Below are 21,705 nucleotides of genomic sequence, written 5' to 3'. Positions count from 1 at the left end.
GGCGCGTCGACTCCAACTCCGCTGGATTTAACTATTCGCATTTCCCTATTTTCTGTATAGAGCCGTTTTGCTCACATACCACCAATGACCGATAGCGTACGCGGCTACACGACCGAGCGCTCACGCGCGCGCGCGAACGAGGACGAGACGGAAAGTACCGACGAGGACAGCGAGCAGTTGCGCTGTCCGGAGTGTGGAGGCCAACTCGCAACGGACACCGAACACGGCGAGACGGTGTGTGCGGATTGTGGACTCGTGGTCGAGGAAGACGAAATCGATCACGGTCCCGAGTGGCGCGCCTTCGACTCCAAGGAGAAAGACCAGAAATCGCGGGTCGGCGCGCCGACGACCCAGATGATGCACGACAAGGGGCTGTCGACGAACATCGGCTGGCAGGACAAGGACGCCTACGGGAAGACGCTCTCGTCCCGTCAGCGGGAGAAGATGCAGCGCCTGCGTACCTGGAACGAGCGGTTCCGAACCCGCGACTCGAAGGAGCGTAACCTGAAACAGGCTCTCGGCGAGATCGACCGCATGGCCTCGGCGCTCGGCCTCCCCGAGAACGTCCGCGAGACGGCGAGTGTCATCTACCGCCGCGCGCTCGGCGACGACCTTCTGCCGGGCCGCTCCATCGAGGGCGTCGCCACCAGCGCGCTCTACGCCGCCGCCCGTCAGGCTGGCACCCCCCGCTCACTCGACGAAATCGCCACCGTCTCCCGCGTCGAGAAAGACGAAATCGCGCGCACGTACCGGTACGTGGTCCGCGAACTCGGCTTGGAGATCCAGCCCGCCGATCCCGAACAGTACGTCCCGCGCTTTGCCTCCGATCTCGACCTCTCGGACGAGTCGGAGCGTCGCGCCCGCGACCTGCTGAAAACCGCCAAGGATCAGGGCGTCCACAGCGGCAAGAGTCCGGTCGGCCTCGCGGCCGCCGCCATCTACGCCGCTGCGCTCCTCACCAACGAGAAGGTGACCCAAAGCGAGGTCAGCGAGGTGGCCAACATCAGCGAGGTCACCATCCGTAATCGGTATCACGAGCTGCTCGAAGCCGAAGAGCAGATTCAGGTCCCGTAGTCACCGGTATTCGATAGTCACCGACGCGTCCGGCGGCAGTACGACGGTGGTTTCTTCGCCCGAAAGGTCGATTTCGATAGTTCCGACAGTCGACTCGACGGGCACAGTGCGATGCAAGCGGTCGTCCTTGATGCAAACGTGGCTCACGGTGGAGGGCTCCTGTCGGACGACATCACGCCGTCCGGCAAAAAGGTATCCGGTCGGAAGGCCGATACGTCCCCCGTTCGTTCTCGGGGTATGGAGCGGACGCGACACGCCACCGCCTCGGTGTATCTCGTCGCCGACGGAGCGACGGCGCTGCACGATCACCCGGGACTCGACCTTCGACTGCCGCCGGGAGGCCACCTCGAACGCGACGAACTTCCGCACGAGGCTGCGCTCCGCGAAGCCCGCGAGGAGACCGGCCTCGACCCGACGCTGTTGACCGACCACGCCGACGTGTCGTCGCCGACGGCGCGGGCAGTCCCCCGGCCACGACACCTGATGCTCGCGGACGTGAACGTCTGTGACGGTGCGGTCGGTCACCAGCACATCGACCACGTCTACTACGCGACGGTCGACAGCCGAGAGGTCGACCCCGCGCCGGGTGAACCGGGGCCAGCGGCGTGGCAGTGGTACGACCGCGAGGCCCTGCGCGAGGCGGACGTAGACCCCGACGTGCGAGAGCTAGGGCTAGAGGCAATCGCGACGGCGGCCGACTAGACGGCGTCGACCAGCGACGCCACGTACTGGTCGACGTGGCGGTCCATCCGGCGCTTGAACCCCGCCTGTCGGGCGAGGCGGTCGAGTTCCCGCGAGACCAAACTGCCGTACTGGACGGCCTTCTTGTCGGCGTCGACGACCAGGTCCGGGAGCCACCCCGCGGCGGCCTGACGGAGCGCGACCTTGCGTCGCTCGGGCGTCGCGAGGAGGTGGTCCGGGAGGGGAAGCGCCGCCTCGACGACGCGGTCAGTCAGTAGCGGCGTCACGGGCGTCACGCCCGCCGCCCGGAGAACGAGTGTATCGCGCTCCAACTGAGCGGGCAGGGACCGAATCACCTCTCGGGTCGCCCCGCGGACGGTCGTCGCCTCGACCCGGTCGTCGTCCGCCGGATCGACCACCTTCGCGTACCCGCCGAACAGTTCGTCGGCCCCCTGACCGAGCGCGAGGCGGTCGAAGCCGTCGGCGGCGACGCGCTCGGCCACCAGATACAGCGGGAGCGCGATAGCGACGGTCATGGCATCGATTCGGCCTGTCGCGGCGACCACCTCGGGGACCGCCCGTTCGATGGCGTCGTGGTCGAGTTCGACCACCCGAAGCTCCCGCTCCATCGTCGTCGCGGCGTCGCGTGCCGCGGCCACGTCGTGAGCGTCGGGAAAGCCAACGACGTAACAGGGCGCGTCGGGGACGCCGGCGGCCACCAGCGCGGAGTCGACACCGCCGGAGAAGGCGACGGCGAGGTCGGCCCGGTCGTCGACGCCGGTTACGGCGTCGCGAACGGCGCGCTCGACGGCCGCGACGGCCGCAACGTCGTCGGTCGCCGCGGGCGGGTCGGGGAGCGACCAGATCCGCCGGTCGACGGTCTCCCCGTCCTGGAACTCCCTGACGTGACCCGCCGGGACCGACGACCCGGCGGCCGCGTCGGGCGTGAACCCCCAGTCGTCGGGCGTTCCGAAGAGCGGCTGGCGGCCGAGCACGTCGCGGACGAGACGGCCATCGAGTGCCCCGGCGAATCCGGCGGTGCCGGGAAGCGGCTCACCCTGCTCGACGGCGCGGCGGACGGTCGCAGGGTCGGCGCCGCGGAGCACGGTCACAGCAACTCGCCGAGCGCGCGTATCATCCGTCGTTTCGCCCCGCCGGCGGCCTGTCTAAAACTGATGTGCCAGGGCGTGCGCCGGCCGACGACGCTCGTCCGGCCGTCGGCGATAGCGCCGAGGACCCCCGCTGTGGAGCGGTCGTCGGTGTCGACTTCGGTGATCGCCTGCCCGACCATCTCCGCGATGTGAGCGTCGCTCCCGGCGGTCATCGGGAGGGCGTGTGTCTCGGCGAACCGTTCTGCCTTCCGGTTGGCCCGCCCGGTCAGAAGCCGGGAGTTGTACACTTCGATGGCGTCGGCGCTGGCGAGCGCCTCGGTGCTGACGTGTGGCGCGACGCCGTGTCGCGACGACTGAAATGGGTGGGGGATCACGGCGATGCCGCCCTGATCGTGGATGTGGTCGAGTGTCGCCTCGAAGGGAAGCCCGGCGGGCACCGCCTCACGGATGCCGAACGCGAGGACGTGCCCGGCGGCGGAGGTGATCTCCATGCCCGGGATGCCGATCAGGCCGTAGTCGGCGGCCTTCTCGGCGGCGTCGAGGCTCGCCTCAATCTCGTCGTGGTCGGTGACAGCGAGGGCGTCCAGCCCGACCGACCGCGCTTGTTCGAGTAGGTGGTCGACGGGGTCCCGGCCGTCGTGGGACAGCGACGAGTGCGTGTGCAACTCGACCGATAACACGGTCGGAGCATCGGGTTGGGAGGTCAAAAACACGCCGGTCGAGGTTTCATGTCGTTCCACGCCTCACGACGGAGCACACATGACACGGACGGTGTCGGCGGCGATCATCGAGGATCCGACCGCGGACGGATTCACCGTGACGGAACTGGATGTCGACGATCCGAAGCCGGGTGAAGTACGGGTGGAAATTCACCACGCCGGGGCGTGCCACACCGACTGGCACGCCGTCAAGGGTGACCTTCCAGCCGGACGGTATCCAGTCGTCGGCGGCCACGAAGGGGCTGGCGTCGTCAGCGCCGTCGGCGACGGCGTCGACACCGTCGAGGTCGGCGACCGCGTTCTCACGCTCTGGATTCCGTCCTGTGGGACGTGCGACCTGTGTTTGCAGGGGTATCAGAATCTCTGTGTCGAACAGGAGTCGACCTACGCCAGTACGCTCCCGGACGGCACCTGTCGGTTCCACCGCGACGGCGAGGACGTCGGACAGTTCCTCCTTCTGGGAACGTTCGCCGAGGAGATTGTCGTCCCCGAGGCGGCAGTTGTCCCCATCCCCGACGAACTCCCGACCGATCTCGCCTCGATCATCGGCTGTGGCGTCGTCACCGGCTTTGGCTCGGCCGCCTCCCGCGCCGACATCGAACCCAACGACACCGCCGTGGTCGTCGGGGCCGGAAACGTCGGTCTCAACGCCATCCAGGGCGCAGCACACGCCGGCGCGGGGCAGATCGTCGCCGTCGATCCGGTCGCCTCCAAACGGGACACGGCCGAGACGTTCGGTGCCAGCCACACGGTCGATCCGACGACCACGGACGTGGCGGAAACCGTCACCGCGCTCACCGACGGCACCGGTGCCGACGCGACGATATTCTGTGTCGGCGTCGGCGACGGTGATCTGATCGGCGACGCGTACGACACGCTGGGACCGCGCGGGGAGTTGGTCGTCACGGCGACGGCCCCCGACGACAGCATCGCGGTGAACCCCGTCGATCTCATCACGACCGAAAAGGAGATCAAGGGCTGTCTCTACGGCGGTGCGAGTCCGCGTCGGACGGCGTTACGGCTGATCGACGCCTATCTCGACGACCGCTATCTGCTCGACGAACTGGTCACGTCGCAGTACGACCTCGGCGAGATCAACGAGGCGTACGACGCGTTGCTCGACGGCGAGGATATCCACAGCGTCATCTCGGTGTCGACCGGCGACTGACGCCCGGGGCGGGGAGCGACCCCCGGCAGACATGGAAAGACGTTTGCGCCGGAACGCTGAACACGATGGTAGATGAGCCTGTCCGATCCGGATCACGACCTCGTCGCCGCCGAACTCGGGCGGGACCCCACGCCCGCCGAAGCGGCGCTCTTCGAGAACCTCTGGAGCGAACACTGCGCCTACCGGTCGTCGCGGCCGCTCCTGTCGGCGTTCGACAGCGAGGCCGATCACGTCGTCGTCGGCCCCGGCGACGACGCCGCAGTCGTCTCCCTGCCGACGTACGACGGCGAGGAGACATACATCGCGATGGGCGTCGAGAGCCACAACCACCCCTCCTACGTCGACCCGTACGACGGCGCGGCGACCGGCGTCGGCGGCATCGTCCGCGACATTCTCTCGATGGGCGCCTACCCCATCGCCCTAACCGATTCCCTCTATTTCGGCGGCTTCGACCGCGAACACTCTCGGTACCTCTTCGAGGGCGTCGTCGAGGGAATCGCCGACTACGGCAACGCCATCGGCGTCCCCACGGTCGGCGGGAGCGTCGAGTTCGACGAGGGCTACGAGGGTAACCCGCTGGTGAACGTCGCCTGCGTCGGCCTGGTGACCGAAGAACGCCTCGTCACCGCCGAGGCGAAACGGCCGGGGAACAAACTCGTCCTCGTCGGCAACGCCACCGGCCGCGACGGCCTGGGCGGTGCCTCCTTCGCCAGCGAGGATCTGAGCGAGGACGCCGAGACCGAGGACCGACCGGCGGTGCAGGTGGGCGACCCCTACACGGAGAAACTCCTGATCGAGGCCAACGAGGCGCTGATCGACGAGGACCTGATCCGGGCAGCCCGGGACCTGGGCGCCGCAGGCTTGGGTGGCGCCTCGAGCGAACTCGTCGCCAAGGGTGGCCTGGGCGCCGAAATCGAACTCGACGCGGTCCACCAGCGCGAGCCGAACATGTCGGCCCTGGAGATCCTGCTCGCGGAGTCCCAAGAGCGGATGTGTTACGAGGTCCGGCCGGAGGACGTCGACCGGGTGGCCGAGATTGCCGACCGCTACGATCTGGGCTGTTCGGTCATCGGCGAGGTGACCGAGGGGAACTACGTCTGTACGTTTGAGGACGACGAGCCGCGAGGCCGGGAGACGGTCGTCGACGTGCCCGCCGAGTTCCTCGCCGACGGCGCGCCGATGAACGACCTGCCGATGACGGAGCCGACACAGCCGTCGCGCGACCGCCCGGACGCCGACCTCGACGCCGCCTTCGAGGCCGTCGTCGCCAGCCCCAACACGGCGAGCAAGGAGTGGGTCTACCGCCAGTACGACCACGAGGTCGGAACGCGGACGGCCCGCCGGCCGGGCGACGACGCCGCAGTGCTGGCGATTCGGGAGGCCGGGGCGGGACTGGCGCTCTCGGCCGGGGCGATTCCGGCGTGGACGGACGCCGCCCCGTACGAGGGGGCCAAGGCCGTCGCCCTAGAGAACGCGGCCAACCTCGCGGCCAAGGGCGCGACGCCCCACGCCGCGGTCGACTGCCTCAACGGCGGCAACCCCGAGAAGCCGGACGTCTACGGCGGCTTCGGCGCCATCGTCGACGGCCTGGCGGACATGTGTCGCGACCTCTCGGTGCCCGTCGTCGGCGGCAACGTCTCCCTGTACAACGACTCGGCGGCCGGCCCCATCCCGCCGACGCCGACAGTGGCGATGATCGGCGTCCGGGAAGGGTACGACGCCCCGCCGGTTGGCGTCACAGGCGAGGGGACGCTCCTCGAAGTCGGTGAGCGGGGTGGTGCCCTCGGCGGGTCAGAGTATCTCGCGCAGATGGGTGGGAGCGACCGCTTCCCGACCCTGCCCGCGGACGCGCCGGCGGTGGTCGAGACGCTCGCGACCGTCGCCGACCTCGACTCGACGCTCGCGACCCACGACGTGAGCCACGGCGGTCTCGCGGTGACGCTCGCGGAGATGGTGAGCGCGGAGGCAGGCGTCTCGGCGACGGTTGCGGACGTCGAGGCGCTGTTCGACGAGACGCCGGGACGGGTCGTCGTGGAGACGACCGATCCCGACGCCGTGCGCGAGGCGGCGGGCGACGCCCCGGTCCGGTCGCTCGGCGAGGCGACGACGGACGGGACGCTCACGCTGTCGGTCGGCGACACCGAGTTGACTCGCGAGGCGGACGCGATCCGGGATCTGCGGGCCGTGATCGAGGCCGAACTGTCGTAGCGACCGCCCACCGGATTTAGGTGGTTCGAACGGCGTGCTCCGCCGTGAACGATGCAGCCCTCCGGCGGCGCTTGGACGCCGCCCTCGTTCTGTTGGCCGCGAACGTCCTCCTGTTGCTGGCGCTTGCGCTCCGGTTCACGCCCGAGACGACGGTCGGAATGCTGGTCTTCGCGGCGCTACTCGGCTACGGCCTTCGGGCCGGCCGATGAGTCACAGAGCAAGCGGCAGGCCAAACGTGACCGCGAGACCGACGAGGAGGACGACGACGCCCACGCCGGCCTGTCCGGTCGTGAACTCCTGCATTGGCGAGGTGACGCGTCCATCGTCGTGGTCGTGTTCCGAGTGATCGTCCATAGTCGACGCTGGGGACGGACGCCACAAAAAGACACCTGAACGTCCCCGACCGCCGACACCGGGCGTCTTTTGACTGGGCCTGTCGTAGCCGGGGGCACGGATGGCCGTAACCAAGCGCATCATTCCCTGCATCGACGTGGACCTCGACGAAGACGGCAACCCGGCGGTGTACACCGGCGTCAACTTCGAGGACCTGAAGCATACGGGTGACCCGGTCGAGATGGCCCGACAGTACAACGAAGCGGGGGCCGACGAGTTCGTCTTTCTCGACATCACGGCCAGCGCGGAGGGCCGAGAGACCATGCTCCACGTCGTCGAACAGGTCGCCGACGAGGTGTTCATCCCCCTGACCGTCGGCGGCGGCATCCGGACCCGCGAGGACATCAAGGAGACGCTCCGGGCCGGCGCGGACAAGGTGTCGATCAACACCGCGGCCATCGAGAATCCGGATCTGGTCGACGCCGGAGCGGCCGCCTTCGGCAGTCAGTGTATCGTCATCAGCGTCGACGCACGCCGCCGCTACGACGAGCAAGGGGAACACTACGAGCAGGTCGACGGCGAATCCTGCTGGTTCGAGTGTACGATCAAGGGCGGCCGCGAGGGGACCGGCGTCGACGTGGTGGAGTGGGCACGCGAGGTCGAATCCCGGGGCGCGGGCGAACTGTTCGTCAACTCCATCGACGCCGACGGCACCAAAGAGGGGTACGACATTCCGTTGACGCGGGCCGTCTGTGACAGCGTCTCGACGCCGGTCATCGCCTCGTCAGGGTGTGGCGGTCCCGAGGACACCCGCGAGGTGTTCGCCGACGCGGATGCCGACGCCGCGCTCGCGGCCTCCATCTTTCACTTCGACGAGTACACGATCCGCGAAGTCAAGGAGTATCTCGACGACCGCGGGATTCCGGTTCGGCTCTAGGCCGCCGCGTCGAAGGCGGTGACGAAGTCGTCCGCGAGGTCCTGCACCCGCCGGGAGGCGTCGCCCACGGCGTCGAGGGGATCGGTTCCCTCCTCGGTCTTGATCGAGAGGATCGGCTCGGTCTGGCCGCCGGACTGCTCGGGGTTCATGTCGTATGTCGCGGCCGTGACACCCGGCGTCTCCAGCAACGCCCCCTTGAGGACGTTCATGAACGTGTGGTCCTCCCCCGCGATCTCCATGCGAAGTTCCGCGTCGGTTTTTTCGATGACCCGCAGTTCCATACCCATCGCTACCGGCGGTTCGCGTTTCAAGGTTTCGTAACCGTGTCGACCCACCGAACGGTCGAGTTCCGAACGAACGGGCGACGCCCGAAGGCGTCCCCCGCACGGAGAACGTATGGGACCACGCGATGTGGTCGTTCGACTGACCAAGCCACTGCGAGGAGCACCTGACTCGCAATGTGCTCTGCGATACGTGACGCGTCGGGCCGAAGGCCGTTCGCGTCAGTCGCTAGATTTACGTATGTGCTGAAAAGTCTGTCGGCCAAGCCAATATCTTCCAATATCGGGCGGCAAAGTACTTGTGTATTGGTTTTCGAAGGGATACGGTGGACGTTCAGGGTCGAAGCAATTCAGGTGGAGGACGACCACGAGCCGCCAGTCTCACCTGACGAGATACGGATCGTTGCCGGCAAGAAACCGCCCGAGGTCGGTCTCACGGCGGTAGTCGGTCGCGCGGAGGCGGTCGATGGCGTCGACGAGACGGCCGGCATCGTCGGACTCCCAGTCTGCAGGTTCCCGGATCGGCATCACGAGCCACCCGCTGCCGAGCAGTTCCGTCGCGTGGAGCGCCTGAGGGTCGAGAGCGTCGGTGTCGTGGGCGGTACACGTCTCGACGACGTGTCGGATCGCACGCTCGCCGACGGGAAAGAGCACGTGGGCGGCGATAGCCCGGAGTTCGGCGTCGAAAAACGGCTCCATCGCCGCGTAGTCGTCGTCGGTCGGCGCTCCCTCCGGAACGCAGGTGTGGAGATAGGAGAGGAACGTGTTCTCGACGGTCGGTTCGTCGCCGGTCGAGCGGAGGAGGCCGGCGTCGTGGAGCGCTCGCTGGAGGCGTCGGCCGGCGGGCGTTCCCGTGAAGGGGACGCCCGTCTCGGCACCCCCGTGGACGCCGGGGTGGTCGCCGACGACATGAAAGTGGGCGTTCGCGTCCCCGTATCCCGGGACGAACCGCTCACAGGGAGGGTCCATACCGAACGGGTTGCTCACGCGGTCGGTGACGTTTCGCACGGCTACCGCCTACGCGGCCAGGAACCTAAATCTACAGTTCGACACCGGAGGGGATCAGACTCTTCGACCGAAGGAGGCTCCCGTTGGCATCGTAGACGAGGAAGGTGCTCTTCGAGTAGGTGGTGAGAGGGTCGCCGTCGATGCGGAGGACGACGCTGTATCGGCCCGCGTCGTCGTCGGCCGACTGGCCGTACTCGCGAGCGGCACGAACGAACCGCAGGACGTCCTCGGCGTCCTCGTTGAGTTCGAGGAGGAAATCGCCGGTGATCCGGTCGGTGACGCCGACGACTCCCGTCGCGTCGGACGTGTCGAGCGGATCCTGCAACCGAAAGGTGACGTCTGTCTCCTCGGCTCCCAAGAGATCGCCCTCGGCGTCGGTCAACCGCTCCTTCAACGTCTCCTCCGGTCCGTGGAAGTCGATAACGACGCGGGGCTCGGCCGGTTCGCTGCCGGTCTCTACCCAGTCGATATTGTGTGCTTCCAACTCGAAGTGGTCACGCCTCATTCCGTACCCTCGCTTTTGTGTTCTGGCGGTATGAACGTAACGCCCCGTGACCTCGCCCGGATTTCCGCGAGCGTCGCGCCCGGTCGCCGAGGGGTTTATTGATCGGCTTCCCGTCGGCGACGGTATGTGGGTTCGGTCGGAGTACGCGGGCGAACTGGCCGTCCTGACGACGTGGCTCGCCGCGCTGATTCCGTGGAACGTGACGTTCGCGAACATTAGCGACGGGGCACTACTGTTCGTTCGCTTTCCCCTCTTTCAGATCCGATATACGTTCGGCCTCCCGCTGGCCGCCGGCGTCGCCGTCGCCGACCCCCTCACGGCGACGGCCTTCCAGAGTGGACAGGCGCTCGAACTCCCCTACCGGCTGTGGACCGCCGGCGCCGGACTCTTCGGCGCGGCGCTCGTCGTCTCTGCCGTCTACTACCGCCGCGAAGCGTGGGCCGAGTCGTGGCCCGTCGACCCCGTTCGCCTCCTCGGAGCGCTCCTCCTGGCGGCGGGTGCCGTTCTCGCGGCGGCGACGTATCTCCTCCTCTCGCGGGGGTTCCCGGGCGTTCCCATCCCCGTCGGCGTCGTCTTCCTGCTTCTGTTCGGTGCCGTGTTACTGATGGTCGACCGGACGGAGTGACGCCGAGACGGTCGACGGATCGTGACACCGGAACGGACGGCGATGCGGCCGGTCGCGGTCACAAACTATAACTTCGGTGGGCGTCCCTATGCGAACGTGACACCGTCACGCGTCGTCGCCGCACTCGCACGCCGGTCGGCAGCGACGGGTGGCCTCGCCGCTCTTCTGAAAAAACGGGATCGGTAGCTTCGCTCGCGGCGGGCGTGGCGCCCCCGTCCCGGGTGACCGCCGGCGACCGACCCGTTCCGACACGACTAACAGCGCAGACGACACCCATCCGACAATGACGCTATCCGAGTTCCGCGGGGCCTATCCCGCCATGACCACGCCGTTCCACGAGGACGGCAGTATCGACTTCGAAACGCTCCGAACCGACGCCCGACGACTCGTCGACGCCGGCGTCGACGGGGTGGTGCCCGTCGGCTCGACCGGTGAGAGCGCGACCCTCTCGCACGACGAACACATCGAGGTGGTCGAGGCCGTCGTCGACGCCGTCGGCGACGACGTGCCGATCATCGCCGGCTCCGGCTCGAACAACACCGCCGAGGCGCTCTCGCTCTCCCGTCGCTCCGCCGACGCCGGCGCCGACGGTCTCTTGCTCATCTCGCCGTACTACAACAAGCCCGAACCCGCGGGGATGGTGGAGCATTATCGCACCGTCGCCGACGAAATCGACCTCCCACAGATCGTCTACAACGTCCCCGGGCGGACGGGACAGAACATCACTCCGGACACCGCCGTCGAACTCGCTTCCCACCCCAACATCCGTGGTTACAAGGCCGCTAGCGGCGATCTGAACCAGGTTTCGGAAGTCGTCGAACGCACCCGCGACGAGGAGTTCGCGGTGCTCGCCGGCGACGACGGCCTAATTCTCCCGACCCTCGCTGTCGGCGGGGCGGGGACCATCAGCGTCGTCGCCAACGTCGAACCCGCGCGAACCGTCGACTTGGTCCACGCGGCGCTCGACGGCGACTTCGCACACGCCCGCGAGCGCCACCACGAACTCGGCCCGCTGATGCGCGCGCTGTTCTGGGAGACCAACCCCATCCCGGTCAACGAGGCGATGGCCATCCGCGGCTACGGCCCCGGGACGGTGCGCTCACCGCTCACCCGCCTCTCCGAGGAGTACCGCGAGGACCTCGAAGCGATCCTCGCCGCCCTCGATCCGCTGGAGGCCGAGGCGTGATCGAGGTCGCCGTCACCGGCGCCGGCGGCCACATGGGCCGCGAGGTAATCGCGGCCGCCACCGACCGCGACGGGATGGCCGTGACCCTCGCCGTCAACCGCACGTCGGTCGACCCCGTCGCGGGCCACGAGGTCGAGGACGAGGGGGAACTCCCCGCGTTGCTCGCAGCGCGCGAGCCTGACGTCCTGGTGGATTTCACGCTCCCCGATCCAAGTACGCGATACGTGGAGGCCTGCGCCGACGCGGGGGTCGCCGCTGTCGTGGGCACGACCGGGTTCTCGGAGTCACAGCTATCGGTGCTCACCGGCGCCGCCGAGTCGGTGCCGGTCCTCCGGGCGGCCAACTTCGCGCGCGGCGTGGCGGCGCTCCGGCGGGCGATCCGCGAGGCCGTCGCTGCCGTCCCGTCGTACGACGTCGAACTCACCGAGACCCACCACAACCGCAAGCGTGACGCCCCCTCCGGCACCGCGTTGACGATCCTCGACGACGTGGAGGGGGCCAGAGACGACGCCGACGCGGACCGCGTCCACGGCCGCGAGGGCGAGCAACCACGCGAGGACGGCGAAATCGGCGTTCACGCGCGGCGGGCGGGCGACGTTACCGGCGAACACGAACTTCTACTTGCGGGGAACCACGAGGTACTGACGCTCACGCATCGCGCCGAGTCCCGCGGCGTCTTCGCCGAAGGGGCACTCGACGCGGCGGAGTGGGTCGTCGGCCACTCGGCCGGCGAATACGACTTCGAGGACGCACTATGACACTACAAGCCGACGTATCCGACCTGTGGCAGCGCTACGACGACGACGACGTGGACGCCGAGACGGCGACCGCCGACGACCACGACACGCTCGATGCCTTCCTCGACGCCCTGGAGGCGGGAGAGGTCCGCGCCGCCGAGAAGCGGGGCGGCGAGTGGGAGGCAAACGAGTGGGTCAAGCAGGGTATCCTGCTCAACTTCGGCCTGCGGGCCACCGAGGCTCGCGCCTACGGCGGCGTCGACTACCACGACGTTCTCCCCCTGCGGGAGACGAGTGACCTGGGCGAGCGCGGCACCCGCAACACGCCGGACGGGACGACCATCCGCCGCGGCGCTTATCTCGGTGCCGACTGCATCATGATGAGTCCCTCCTTCGTCAACGTGGGCGCACACGTCGGCGACGGGACCCTGGTCGACTCCTGTGATACCGTCGGCTCGTGCGCTCAGATCGGCGAGAACGTCAAGCTGGGTGCGAACACGCTGATCGGCGGCGTCCTCGAACCTGTCGAGGACGCGCCGGTGATCGTCGAGGACGGCGTCTCGCTCGGCGCCGGCTGTCGGGTTACCTCCGGCTTCGTCGTCGGCGAGAACACGGTCGTCGGCGAGAACACGTTGCTCTCGCCGCGCATCCCGGTCTACGACTTAGTCGAGGAGGAGGTCATCTACGGGCGCCTCCCCCCGGAGCGCCGCGCGTTCACCCGGATGGTCGAGTCGTCCATCGGCGATCACGACCTCTTTGCGGGCGGTGCGTACAAACCGGCGGTCGTGGCCATGGATATCGAGGCGGAGACGCGGGACGCCACAAAGCGGGAGGAGGCGCTCCGGGAATGAGCGGAGAGGCGGCCGACACCGGCCCCGCCGTGCGACGACTCACCGACTGGTCGGCCGCCGACCTGCGGGACCTGGCCGCCGAGCACGGCACGCCGCTGTACGTCACCGACCTCGACCGCGTGCGGGCAAACGCCGCCCGCCTGCGGTCGGCCTTTCCCGACGCCGACGTGCGCTACGCGGTGAAGGCCCACACCGGGCAGGCCGTCCTCGAAGCCGTCCGCGAGGCGGGCCTCGGCGCCGAGTGTGCCTCCGCGGGCGAGGTGGTTCGCGCCCTCGACGCCGGCTTCGAGGGCGCCCAGTACACCGCGGTCAACCCACCGGCCGGTGACCTCGACACCGTCGTCGACCGCTGGCGGGCGGGCGCCGACCTGACTGTCGTCGCCGGCGCCCGCGACACTCTCGACCGACTTCGGGACCGCGGCTTCGACGGTCGGCTGGCGATTCGCGTCGACCCCGGCGTGGGTGCCGGCCACCACGAGAAGGTGACCACGGGCGGCCACGCCAAGTTCGGCGTGCCCTACGACCGCGCGGCCGAGGTAGTGGGCGACGCCCGCGCCGACTTCGACGTGGTCGGCGTCCACGCCCACGCCGGGAGCGGCATCTCCGGCGACGACCTGTCGGCGCACCGCGAACTCGTCGCCCGGATGGGTAATCTCGCCCGCGAGGTCGGCGACCTAGAGTTCGTCGACGTCGGCGGCGGCTTCGGCGTCCCCTACCGCGAGGACGAACCACCGCTCGATCTCCCCGCCGTCGCCGACGCGACCCGCGAGGCGCTGGGAGCGGTGGACGCTCGACTCGCCGTCGAACCCGGTCGCTACGTCGTCGCCGACGCGGGCGTCCTCCTGACGCGGGTGAACACGGTGAAGCCGGTCGACGACGCGGGCGCGACCGGTCCCGTCCCCGTCGTCGCCGGCGTCGATGCCGGCATGACGACGCTCCTCCGGCCGGCGATGTACGACGCCTACCACGCCATCCGAAACCTGACCGACGACCGCTCGGAACGGCCCGTCACCGTCGCCGGCCCGGTCTGTGAGACGGCCGACCTGTTCTGCGAGGCGCGGCCGATGCCCTCACCGCGGCGGGACGACCTGCTCGCTATCGGGAACGCCGGCGCCTACGGCTACGAGATGGCCAGCACGTACAACACCCGGCCTCGACCCGCGGAGGTCGTCCGCAACGGCGACGAGACACGACTCGCCCGCGAGCGCGAAACCATCGCCGGCGTCACCGCGCTGGAGGTGGACCGATGACGACCGTCACCGCCGAGAAGTACCACGGCACGGAAAATGACTTCCTCGTCGTCGCGGCGGACGCCCCAGTAGCGGATCGGGCGGCCTTCGCCCGAACCCACTGCGACCGTGAGACGGGCGTGGGCGGCGAGCGGACCGGCGCCGACGGCGTCCTCTTTCTCGACCTCGATCCGACCGCCTCGCCGGTCCGGGTGACGATGACGCTCGTCCAACCCGACGGCTCGGTCGCCGAGATGTGCGGCAACGGGGCACGCGTCACGGCGACGTGGGCGGCCCGCGAGACGGGTGCCAGCGAGGTGGTCATCGGGACACCGGCCGGTGACCGACACGCCGTCGTTCAGGGCGAGGGCGTCACCGTCGAGATGGGCCAGCCGTCGTTCGACCCCGCGGACGTGCCGCTGGCCCGCGACGCCGGCGAACCGCTGCTCGACACACCGGTGGAGGGGCTGTCCGTCACCGCGGTGAACACCGGTGTTCCCCACGCCGTCGCGTTCGTCGACGACGTGGACGCCGTCGACCTGTCGACGGTCGCCCCGCCGGTCCGGCACGCCGCCGTCTTCCCGGAGGGGGCGAACGTCACGCTCGCCTCGCGGGTCGCCGTCGACGACGACGCGGTCGAGGGCGCACCCGGCGACCCCACCGCCTACCGTCAACGGACCTACGAGCGCGGCGTCGAGGGTGAGACGCTGGCCTGCGGGACGGGCGGGGTAGCCGTCGTCGCCGCGGCCAAGCGCACCGGCCGCCTCGACACGGAAGGGCCGGTCCGCGTCTCGCCGCCCGGCGGCGACCTGGTGATCGTCGTGCCCAACGACGGGCCGGCGACGCTGACCGGGCCGGTCGAACGCGAGTTCGCGACCGACTTGGAGGTGCCCGCGTGACCGAGGGCTTCGACCCCGTGGACTTCCTCGACCGGGCCGTCCAAATCGAGTCCCACGCGGACGTGACGGCGATGCGCGAGTGCCTCGTCGGCACGCTGGCTGCGGCCGGCGTCGACCCCCACGTCGACGACGCGGGCAACACGCTCGCCACCCGGGGGGCGGGGTCGCCACACGTCGTCCTGAACACGCATATCGACACCGTGTCGCCACACGTCGCCTACCGCCGCGAGGACGGCGTCATCCACGGCCGCGGCGCCTGCGACGCGAAGGGGCCGCTCGCGGCGCTCCTCGATGCCTTCCTCGGGACCGATCCCGACGGAGGACGGCTGACACTCGCCGTCACGCCCGACGAGGAGGTGTACTCTACGGGCGCGGCAGCCCTCGACCTCTCGGTCCTGCCGGGCGTCGAGGCGTCGGTCGGTGACGCGTACGTCGTGGGCGAGCCGACCGGATTGGACGTCTGCACGGCCGCGAAGGGGCGATTCGAGGGGACGATCACCCTCACTGGGACGAACGCCCACGCCGCCGAACCCGCAAGCGGTGTCAACGCCGTCGCCGCCGCGGAGAGCGCGCTGTCGGCCGTCCGCACCTTCGACGCCGGCCGCGACCCGCACCCGTCGCTTGGCCCACCGACGCTCACGCCGACGGTCGTCGAAGGCGGGAAGGCGACGAACCAGGTGCCCGCGACCTGTGCAATCACCGTCGACCGGCGGAGCGTCCCGCCGGAGTCCGCGAGCGGCTTCCGCGAGGCGCTTGCCAGCGCCGTCGACGACGCGACCCCCGACCCGGTCGGCGTCGCCGTCGACCTGACCGAGCGGCCGACCCCCTTCCTCGAGGCGTTCGCGACGGAGGCCGACGACCCGGTCGTCCGGCATCTCGCGGACGCGGCCGCCGAGGCGACCGACGGGGACGCTGGCGCGGTCCGTCCGTTCACCGCCGCTACCGAAGCCTCCTACTTCTCGCCGGCGCCGACCGTCGTCTTCGGACCCGGCGTCCTCGCCGACGACGACGGCCCCGTCGCTCACGCCGACCGAGAGTACGTCCGGACCCGCGAGGTGGAACGGGCGGCGACAGCCCTCTCCGACGCGCTCGCAGCGCTGGTCGGCTAAAGCGCAACCCCCAAGCCTCCGGGGGGTCTCGGGGCGACCATGTACGAGGCGGTCCACGTCGCTCCGGACGGGGAGTCCCCTGCGGTCGACGTCGTCGAGCGAGCGGCGCGGCTGGGATTCGAGGGCGTCGTCGTCCTCGCCCGGGACGCGACACCCGACCACGACGCCCTCGGCGACGAGGCGGGCGTCGACGTCGTCGACGGTGTCGAGATTGTCGCGCCGGACCCCGAACGCGCGAGCGGCGCCGTCGGGGGGCACCGCCCGGAGCACACCCTCCTCGCGGTCCGCGGGGGGACCGACCGCCTCAACCGGTTCGCCGTCGAGAACGAACGCGTCGACGTACTCACACGGCCGATGGCCGACGATGGCGACGTGAATCACGTCCTGGCGAACCGGGCCGCCGCGAACGGCGTTCGGATCGAGTTCGACCTCGGGCCTGTCCTCCGGAAAACGGGCGGCCGCCGGGTCCAGGCGCTTCGCGGCCTGCGGAAACTCCGGGAACTCGTCGCCGACGCCGGCGCGCCGTTCGTCGTCAGCGCCAGCGCCCCCTCACGTCTGGGGTTGCGGGCGCCACGAGAACTCGTCGCCGTCGGCGAGACGGTGGGATTCGACCCCGACGCCGTCCGCGCGGGGCTTCGGGAGTGGGGTGAACTCGCCGCCCGCAACCGCCATCGACGGTCCGCATCGTTCGTCGAACCGGGTGTCGAACGGGGGCCGTACGACGAGGGATCGTCATGAAGCACCTTCCAAAGCACCTTCGGCCGCGGTGGCGCTACCTCGCGGTGGCCGTAGAGACTCGTCCCGGTGCGTCGCTCGACCGGAGTGACTTCCAGCGGGCGGTGTGGTACGCCGCGGGCAATCTGCTCGGCGACGCCGGGAGCGCGGACGCAGACCTCCGGGTACTTCGCTTCTCCTTCGATAGTGGCGCGGGCGAGGGGACGGCGGCCGTTCGCGCCCGCCACGGCGAGGTACGACCGGCGCGGGCGGCGCTCGCCTGCGTGACCGAGGTGGGCGGCGAGTCGGTCGGCGTACACGTCCGGGGTGTCTCGGGCACGCTCCGTGGCTGTACGGCGAAGTATCGCTAGTTCCCGACGGCCGACGGCGGTCGACGGCCGGTCTTCCCGGCCAGCCAGCCGCCGATCTTTCCGCCGACGAACCCACCGACAGCGCCGATAATCGGCGGCAGGACGCCAAGCCCGACGGCGAGACCCACCGCGGCGACGCGGAAGGTGGTCGGACCCCCGGCCGCGAGGGCGGCGGGAACCGCCTCGGCCAGTATCCAGACGACGCCCGGCGCCGATCCGATCACCCCGGCCCGGACGCCGGCGGCAGTGCCGTCGGCGGCCGATCCGGAGGCGAGATAGCCGGCGAACAGGCCGCCGAGGATCACCATGTTGAGCGAGAACTCGCTGCCCGTGCCCGACAGCCAGTAGGCACCGACGGTCAGCGGAATCGATGCGACGCCGCCGACGATGGCGTACGTCCACGTCGCGGAGAGTTGGAGGGGACCACGTGGGGACATCGTCGGAACGTCACGCCACCGACACAAAAATCGGTCGCTCCCGCCCGAACCTGACGAACGTCCACTCTACCAAAGTATAGACAAGAGTTAACATTCGTCACGCGCAAGTTCGTATAAGAATGCCAACACCATCCGATCCGGCCCCCTGTGATCTGGACGAACAGTTGTACGAGTGTCGGGAGTGTGGCGAGCGACTCTGTAGCGCGTCGTCGCCGAGCGCCTGTCCGGAGTGCAACGGCGTGTTGCAGAACCTGAGCCGACCGCGGCCGGAGTAAGACCGCACTCCGGCCCGCAGTGTGTGGGTGCGTCACAAACTCTTTGCGTTCTGGCCCCGACGTGCCGCCGATGCGCATCAACGAAATCGAGATCCACGCGTTCGACTACGCGGCTGAGCGGACGGGGACCGTCGGGGGCAACTGGGTGTACGATCCTGACTCCACGCTCGAACCGCCCGGCTTCGTGCTGACGATCCGCACCGCCGACGGTACCGAGGGTCACTACCGCGGGTTCGCGTTCACACCCCCGATGGTCGCCCAGATCCGGATGGTGGCCGAGGAGCACGTCCTGGGGCGGGACCCGCTCGAACGACGGGCGATCTGGCAGGACTGCTGGCGAGCACTTCGCCACACCGACCACCTCGGCGTCGGCCCAATCGACATCGCGCTCTGGGACCTGGCCGGCGCCCACCACGACGCGAGCGTCTCGACGCTCCTCGGCGGGGGGCGCGACGTTCTCCCGACGTACGCCTCGACGACCTTCGTCGACGATAACGGCGGCCTCGACGGCCCGGAGGCCTTCGCCGATTTTGCCGCCGAGTGTCTCGACCGTGGCTACGACGGGTTCAAATTCCACGGTCACCCCGAGGTCCGTCCCGACGTCGACATCGCCATCTGCGAGGCGCTCGCAGACCGGGTCGGCGACCGGATGGCGCTCATGCTCGACGCCTCCAGCCTCTACCAGACCTACGCCGACGCCCTCGAAGTGGGACGGGCGCTCGACGACCTCGACTTCCGCTGGTACGAGGACCCCTTCCACGACGGTGGCGTGAGCGAGCGGGCCGTCCGAAAACTCGTCGCAGAACTCGATACACCGATGCTCGGCCTCGAACACGTCCGAACCGGTCCCTACGGCGTGGCCAACAGCCTCGCCACCGAGGCGACCGACCTCGTGCGTGCGAGTGCACACCTCGACGGCGGCATCACTGGCGCGCTCAAGATTGCAGAGACCGTCGAGTCGTTCGGTCTCGACGTCGAACTCCTGCTCGGCGGCCCCGCACACATGCACCTGATGAGCGCGCTCAGAAACGCTAGTTTCTTCGAACACGGCCTACTCAACCTCGGAAGCAACTGGATCCTGAACCAAGGGTTCGAGGGTGAACCGGAGTCGGTCGACGACGACGGACGGATGGCCGTCCCCGGTGGCCCCGGCCTCGGGGTCGATATCGACTGGGCGTTCGTCGAGCGCCGCCGAACGGGCCACACGCGGATCGAAGGCTGATCGGCGGCGACGCCAGTGCTGGGATTTAACTCCGCACTTCCCGAACGAACGACCATGACAGACGTGGTCATCGAGTACTGCGTTCCGTGCGGCTTTCTCGACCGCGCGGAAGCGATCCAGCACGCGCTGTTGACGTCGCTCGGTGAGGACCTCGACGCCGTGACGCTCGAAACCGGCGAAAAGGGCGTCTTCCGAGTGCGCGTCGACGGCGAGCAGATCTACGATAAGGACGCCGACGGCGACTACGACGTCGACGAGTTGGTCGCGGCGGTTCGCGACCGGGTCTGAAAGGGAACCCTTAGGCCGCCACCCCTACGACCGTGGAACATGGCCGAGGCAGAGGCGGCAGCGCTCGTCGCCGACGACGTACGCAAACGCTACGGCGACGTGGTCGCTCTGGATGGTGTCTCACTGTCGATCACGGGAGGCGAGGTGTTCGGCTTGGTCGGCCCGAACGGCGCCGGGAAGACCACACTGGTGCGGGCGCTCACTGGCACGACGCGCTGTGAGGGGTCGGTCGGCGTGCTCGGCGTCCCGCCCGACGAGGTCGACCACGCCCGCGTGGGGTTGCTCCCACAGTCCTTTCACCCGGCGGATCGGCTCACCGCCCGCGAACTGGTCGCCTACTACGCCGGCCTCTACGACCACGCACGGTCCGTCGAGGCCGTCCTCGACGACGTGGGACTGGCCGACGACGCCGACACTTGGTACGAGAACCTCTCGGGCGGCCAACAGCGCCGCGCCTGCGTCGGCACGGCGCTCGTGAACGACCCCGACGTGCTCTTCCTCGACGAGCCGACGACCGGCATCGACCCCGCGGGTCGGCGGTCGCTGTGGCGACTGATCGACGACCTGGCGGCCGGCGGCACCACCGTCTTGCTCACCAGTCACTCGATGGGCGAGGTCGAACGCCTCGCCGACCGCGTGGGGCTGCTGCGCGATGGCCGCCTCGTCGCCGTCGGCACCCCCGAGTCGCTGATCGCCGAACACGGCGGCGACAGCCGCCTCGTCGTCGAGGCGTCGCGTCCCGCCGACCGCGAGGCGCTCGCGGCCGCCCTCGACGCCGAGGTGGTCGAACACGACGGCCGCCTGGCCGTTCGTGACGTCGCACTCGCCGACGTGGGCGACGTGGTCGCGCGGCTGGAAGCGGCCGGCGTCGACGTCGAGTCGTTCACGTGGGCCGAACCTGATCTGGCGGACGTCTACCTCCGATTGACCGGCGAGTCGTTCGCTCCATCCGAGCGGACCGACGTGGAGACGGAGGTGGAGGGATGAGCCGACGCCGACGGATCGGCGCCACGTTCCGTGCTGCGCTTCAGGCGTTCGTTCGCCGGAAGACGGCCGTCTTTTTCACCTTCTTCTTTCCCGTCCTCCTCATCCTGATCTTCGGGGCGCTCGTGGGGACGCGACCGACGGGCGGCGGCCTCTTCGCCCGAGAGCCAGCCTTCTACCTCCCGGGATACCTCGCCGTCGTCGTCGTGTTCACACCGCTGTCGCGGGTCGGAAGCACGATTGCGCGCCATCGGGACGGCAACCGGTTCGAAAAGCTGTCGACGACGCCGCTTCGCCGCTGGGAGTGGCTCCTCGCGCACACGCTCGTCAACGTCGCCATCATCGGCCTCGCGGGGCTGCTTCTGTTCGTCCTCGTCCTCGCCGTGACGGGGACCGAGGTGGTCGTCGGTCCCGCGCTGGGGGCGCTCATCCCACTGGTGGTCGTCGGCGTCGCGCTGTTCTGTGGGCTGGGGGCGATCATCGGCCGCCTCGCCGGCTCCCAAGACGGCGTCATCGCCGCCAGTAACTCCGTGGCGCTGCCCGTCTGGGCGCTCTCGGAGACGTTCGTCCCGCCGTCGATGCTGCCGGCGTGGTTCCAACCGGTGACGGCGTTCTCGCCCCTGACGTACTTCTCACGAGGCGTGCGGGCCGCCGCCGCTGGCGGCGATCCGACCGGCCCTCTCCTCGTCCTCGCGGTGCTCGCGGCCGCGTTTTTCCTCGTCGGCGCCGCGGCCGTCCCACGGACGGAGTGA

26 protein-coding genes and 1 pseudogene are annotated in these 21,705 nt (G+C 69.3%); 20 read left to right on the top strand and 7 right to left on the bottom strand.

Annotated elements, in window-relative coordinates:
- Positions 1-84 precede the first annotated feature (84 nt).
- On the top strand, positions 85-1,074 hold the full coding sequence (locus tag NO878_RS02000) for a transcription initiation factor IIB (protein ID WP_256404290.1): 990 nt from the start codon (positions 85-87) through the stop codon (positions 1,072-1,074).
- Positions 1,075-1,311: 237 nt separating this feature from the next.
- Positions 1,312-1,776 carry an NUDIX hydrolase gene (locus NO878_RS01995; RefSeq protein ID WP_256404289.1) on the top strand — a complete coding sequence of 155 codons (465 nt, stop codon included), beginning with the start codon at positions 1,312-1,314 and terminating at the stop codon, positions 1,774-1,776.
- Here NO878_RS01995 and NO878_RS01990 read toward each other — a convergent pair.
- Both NO878_RS01990 and NO878_RS01985 read right to left on the bottom strand, forming a co-directional pair.
- Entirely contained in the window at positions 1,773-2,861 is a 1,089-nt protein-coding gene (locus NO878_RS01990) for an asparagine synthase C-terminal domain-containing protein (RefSeq protein ID WP_256405446.1), read from the bottom strand. The genes NO878_RS01995 and NO878_RS01990 overlap by 4 nt on opposite strands.
- 2 nt (positions 2,862-2,863) lie before the next feature.
- Positions 2,864-3,547, bottom strand: a complete 684-nt coding sequence (locus NO878_RS01985; protein ID WP_256404288.1) for a PHP domain-containing protein — start codon at positions 3,545-3,547, stop codon at positions 2,864-2,866.
- Between the two features lie 79 nt (positions 3,548-3,626).
- On the opposite strand from NO878_RS01985, the gene NO878_RS01980 reads away from it, so the two are divergent.
- The 3 genes from NO878_RS01980 (at position 3,627) to NO878_RS01970 (ending at position 7,171) form a co-directional block, all read left to right on the top strand.
- A complete protein-coding gene (locus NO878_RS01980; protein WP_256404287.1) occupies positions 3,627-4,754 on the top strand; it encodes a Zn-dependent alcohol dehydrogenase in 1,128 nt (375 codons plus the stop codon).
- 72 nt (positions 4,755-4,826) lie between these two features.
- A complete protein-coding gene (purL, locus tag NO878_RS01975; protein ID WP_256404286.1) occupies positions 4,827-6,962 on the top strand; it encodes a phosphoribosylformylglycinamidine synthase subunit PurL in 2,136 nt (711 codons plus the stop codon).
- A gap of 44 nt (positions 6,963-7,006) precedes the next feature.
- The gene (locus NO878_RS01970) at positions 7,007-7,171 is read left to right on the top strand and encodes a hypothetical protein (RefSeq protein WP_256404285.1); all 165 of its coding nucleotides are present in this window, start codon (positions 7,007-7,009) and stop codon (positions 7,169-7,171) included.
- Position 7,172: 1 nt separating this feature from the next.
- On the opposite strand, the gene NO878_RS01965 is transcribed toward NO878_RS01970, so the two are convergent.
- Complete coding sequence (locus tag NO878_RS01965; RefSeq protein WP_256404284.1) at positions 7,173-7,316, bottom strand: DUF7550 family protein; 144 nt, start codon at positions 7,314-7,316, stop codon at positions 7,173-7,175.
- Between the two features lie 100 nt (positions 7,317-7,416).
- Between NO878_RS01965 and hisF the strand changes: the two genes are divergently transcribed.
- Entirely contained in the window at positions 7,417-8,232 is an 816-nt protein-coding gene (gene hisF / locus NO878_RS01960) for an imidazole glycerol phosphate synthase subunit HisF (protein ID WP_256404283.1), read from the top strand.
- Here hisF and NO878_RS01955 read toward each other — a convergent pair.
- From NO878_RS01955 to NO878_RS01945, 3 genes are all read right to left on the bottom strand, one after another.
- A complete protein-coding gene (locus NO878_RS01955; RefSeq protein WP_256404282.1) occupies positions 8,229-8,513 on the bottom strand; it encodes a DNA-directed RNA polymerase subunit L in 285 nt (94 codons plus the stop codon). The two genes, hisF and NO878_RS01955, sit on opposite strands and share 4 nt — an antisense overlap.
- 381 nt (positions 8,514-8,894) lie before the next feature.
- Entirely contained in the window at positions 8,895-9,521 is a 627-nt protein-coding gene (locus NO878_RS01950) for a uracil-DNA glycosylase family protein (RefSeq protein ID WP_256404281.1), read from the bottom strand.
- A 31-nt stretch (positions 9,522-9,552) separates the two neighbouring features.
- Positions 9,553-10,026 (bottom strand): DUF5793 family protein, encoded by a 474-nt coding sequence (locus NO878_RS01945; protein WP_256404280.1) that lies wholly within the window; start codon positions 10,024-10,026, stop codon positions 9,553-9,555.
- A 124-nt stretch (positions 10,027-10,150) separates the two neighbouring features.
- Here NO878_RS01945 and NO878_RS01940 point away from each other — a divergent pair, with 124 nt between their 5' ends.
- From NO878_RS01940 to NO878_RS01900, 9 genes and pseudogenes are all read left to right on the top strand, one after another.
- Complete coding sequence (locus NO878_RS01940; RefSeq protein WP_256404279.1) at positions 10,151-10,651, top strand: DUF7549 family protein; 501 nt, start codon at positions 10,151-10,153, stop codon at positions 10,649-10,651.
- Between the two features lie 283 nt (positions 10,652-10,934).
- Positions 10,935-11,837 carry a 4-hydroxy-tetrahydrodipicolinate synthase gene (gene dapA / locus NO878_RS01935; RefSeq protein WP_256404278.1) on the top strand — a complete coding sequence of 301 codons (903 nt, stop codon included), beginning with the start codon at positions 10,935-10,937 and terminating at the stop codon, positions 11,835-11,837.
- Positions 11,834-12,595 carry a 4-hydroxy-tetrahydrodipicolinate reductase gene (gene dapB, locus NO878_RS01930; RefSeq protein ID WP_256404277.1) on the top strand — a complete coding sequence of 254 codons (762 nt, stop codon included), beginning with the start codon at positions 11,834-11,836 and terminating at the stop codon, positions 12,593-12,595. Before dapA ends, dapB begins: the two co-directional genes overlap by 4 nt.
- The gene (locus tag NO878_RS01925) at positions 12,592-13,425 is read left to right on the top strand and encodes a 2,3,4,5-tetrahydropyridine-2,6-dicarboxylate N-succinyltransferase (RefSeq protein WP_256404276.1); all 834 of its coding nucleotides are present in this window, start codon (positions 12,592-12,594) and stop codon (positions 13,423-13,425) included. Before dapB ends, NO878_RS01925 begins: the two co-directional genes overlap by 4 nt.
- The gene (gene lysA / locus NO878_RS01920) at positions 13,422-14,675 is read left to right on the top strand and encodes a diaminopimelate decarboxylase (RefSeq protein ID WP_256404275.1); all 1,254 of its coding nucleotides are present in this window, start codon (positions 13,422-13,424) and stop codon (positions 14,673-14,675) included. Before NO878_RS01925 ends, lysA begins: the two co-directional genes overlap by 4 nt.
- Positions 14,672-15,553: a diaminopimelate epimerase gene (gene dapF / locus NO878_RS01915; RefSeq protein WP_256404274.1), complete on the top strand. Its 882-nt coding sequence runs from the start codon at positions 14,672-14,674 to the stop codon at positions 15,551-15,553. Before lysA ends, dapF begins: the two co-directional genes overlap by 4 nt.
- The gene (locus NO878_RS01910) at positions 15,550-16,662 is read left to right on the top strand and encodes a M20 family metallopeptidase (RefSeq protein WP_256404273.1); all 1,113 of its coding nucleotides are present in this window, start codon (positions 15,550-15,552) and stop codon (positions 16,660-16,662) included. The genes dapF and NO878_RS01910 overlap by 4 nt, the downstream gene beginning before the upstream one ends.
- 39 nt (positions 16,663-16,701) lie before the next feature.
- On the top strand, positions 16,702-17,400 hold the full coding sequence (locus NO878_RS01905) for an RNase P subunit p30 family protein (RefSeq protein ID WP_256404272.1): 699 nt from the start codon (positions 16,702-16,704) through the stop codon (positions 17,398-17,400).
- Positions 17,397-17,741, top strand: a pseudogene (locus NO878_RS01900) (Rpp14/Pop5 family protein); the annotation flags it as partial. The gene NO878_RS01905 and the pseudogene NO878_RS01900, both read left to right, overlap by 4 nt.
- Positions 17,742-17,743: 2 nt before the next feature.
- On the opposite strand, the gene NO878_RS01895 reads toward NO878_RS01900, so the two are convergent.
- Positions 17,744-18,184 carry a DUF5518 domain-containing protein gene (locus tag NO878_RS01895; protein ID WP_256404271.1) on the bottom strand — a complete coding sequence of 147 codons (441 nt, stop codon included), beginning with the start codon at positions 18,182-18,184 and terminating at the stop codon, positions 17,744-17,746.
- Positions 18,185-18,303: 119 nt separating this feature from the next.
- Between NO878_RS01895 and NO878_RS01890 the strand changes: the two genes are divergently transcribed.
- From NO878_RS01890 to NO878_RS01870, 5 genes are all read left to right on the top strand, one after another.
- The gene (locus tag NO878_RS01890) at positions 18,304-18,459 is read left to right on the top strand and encodes a rubrerythrin-like domain-containing protein (RefSeq protein ID WP_256404270.1); all 156 of its coding nucleotides are present in this window, start codon (positions 18,304-18,306) and stop codon (positions 18,457-18,459) included.
- Positions 18,460-18,529: 70 nt separating this feature from the next.
- Positions 18,530-19,681, top strand: a complete 1,152-nt coding sequence (locus NO878_RS01885; protein WP_256404269.1) for an enolase C-terminal domain-like protein — start codon at positions 18,530-18,532, stop codon at positions 19,679-19,681.
- 54 nt (positions 19,682-19,735) lie between these two features.
- Positions 19,736-19,969 carry an Rdx family protein gene (locus NO878_RS01880; RefSeq protein WP_256404268.1) on the top strand — a complete coding sequence of 78 codons (234 nt, stop codon included), beginning with the start codon at positions 19,736-19,738 and terminating at the stop codon, positions 19,967-19,969.
- Between the two features lie 39 nt (positions 19,970-20,008).
- Positions 20,009-20,956 carry an ABC transporter ATP-binding protein gene (locus tag NO878_RS01875; protein ID WP_256404267.1) on the top strand — a complete coding sequence of 316 codons (948 nt, stop codon included), beginning with the start codon at positions 20,009-20,011 and terminating at the stop codon, positions 20,954-20,956.
- A complete protein-coding gene (locus NO878_RS01870) occupies positions 20,953-21,705 on the top strand; it encodes an ABC transporter permease (RefSeq protein WP_256404266.1) in 753 nt (250 codons plus the stop codon). Before NO878_RS01875 ends, NO878_RS01870 begins: the two co-directional genes overlap by 4 nt.

Source organism: Haloplanus ruber (assembly GCF_024494725.1).
Taxonomy (GTDB): domain Archaea; phylum Halobacteriota; class Halobacteria; order Halobacteriales; family Haloferacaceae; genus Haloplanus; species Haloplanus ruber.
The sequence above is the reverse complement of the archived record's forward strand: the minus strand, read 5'-3'. Positions and strand labels throughout refer to the sequence as shown.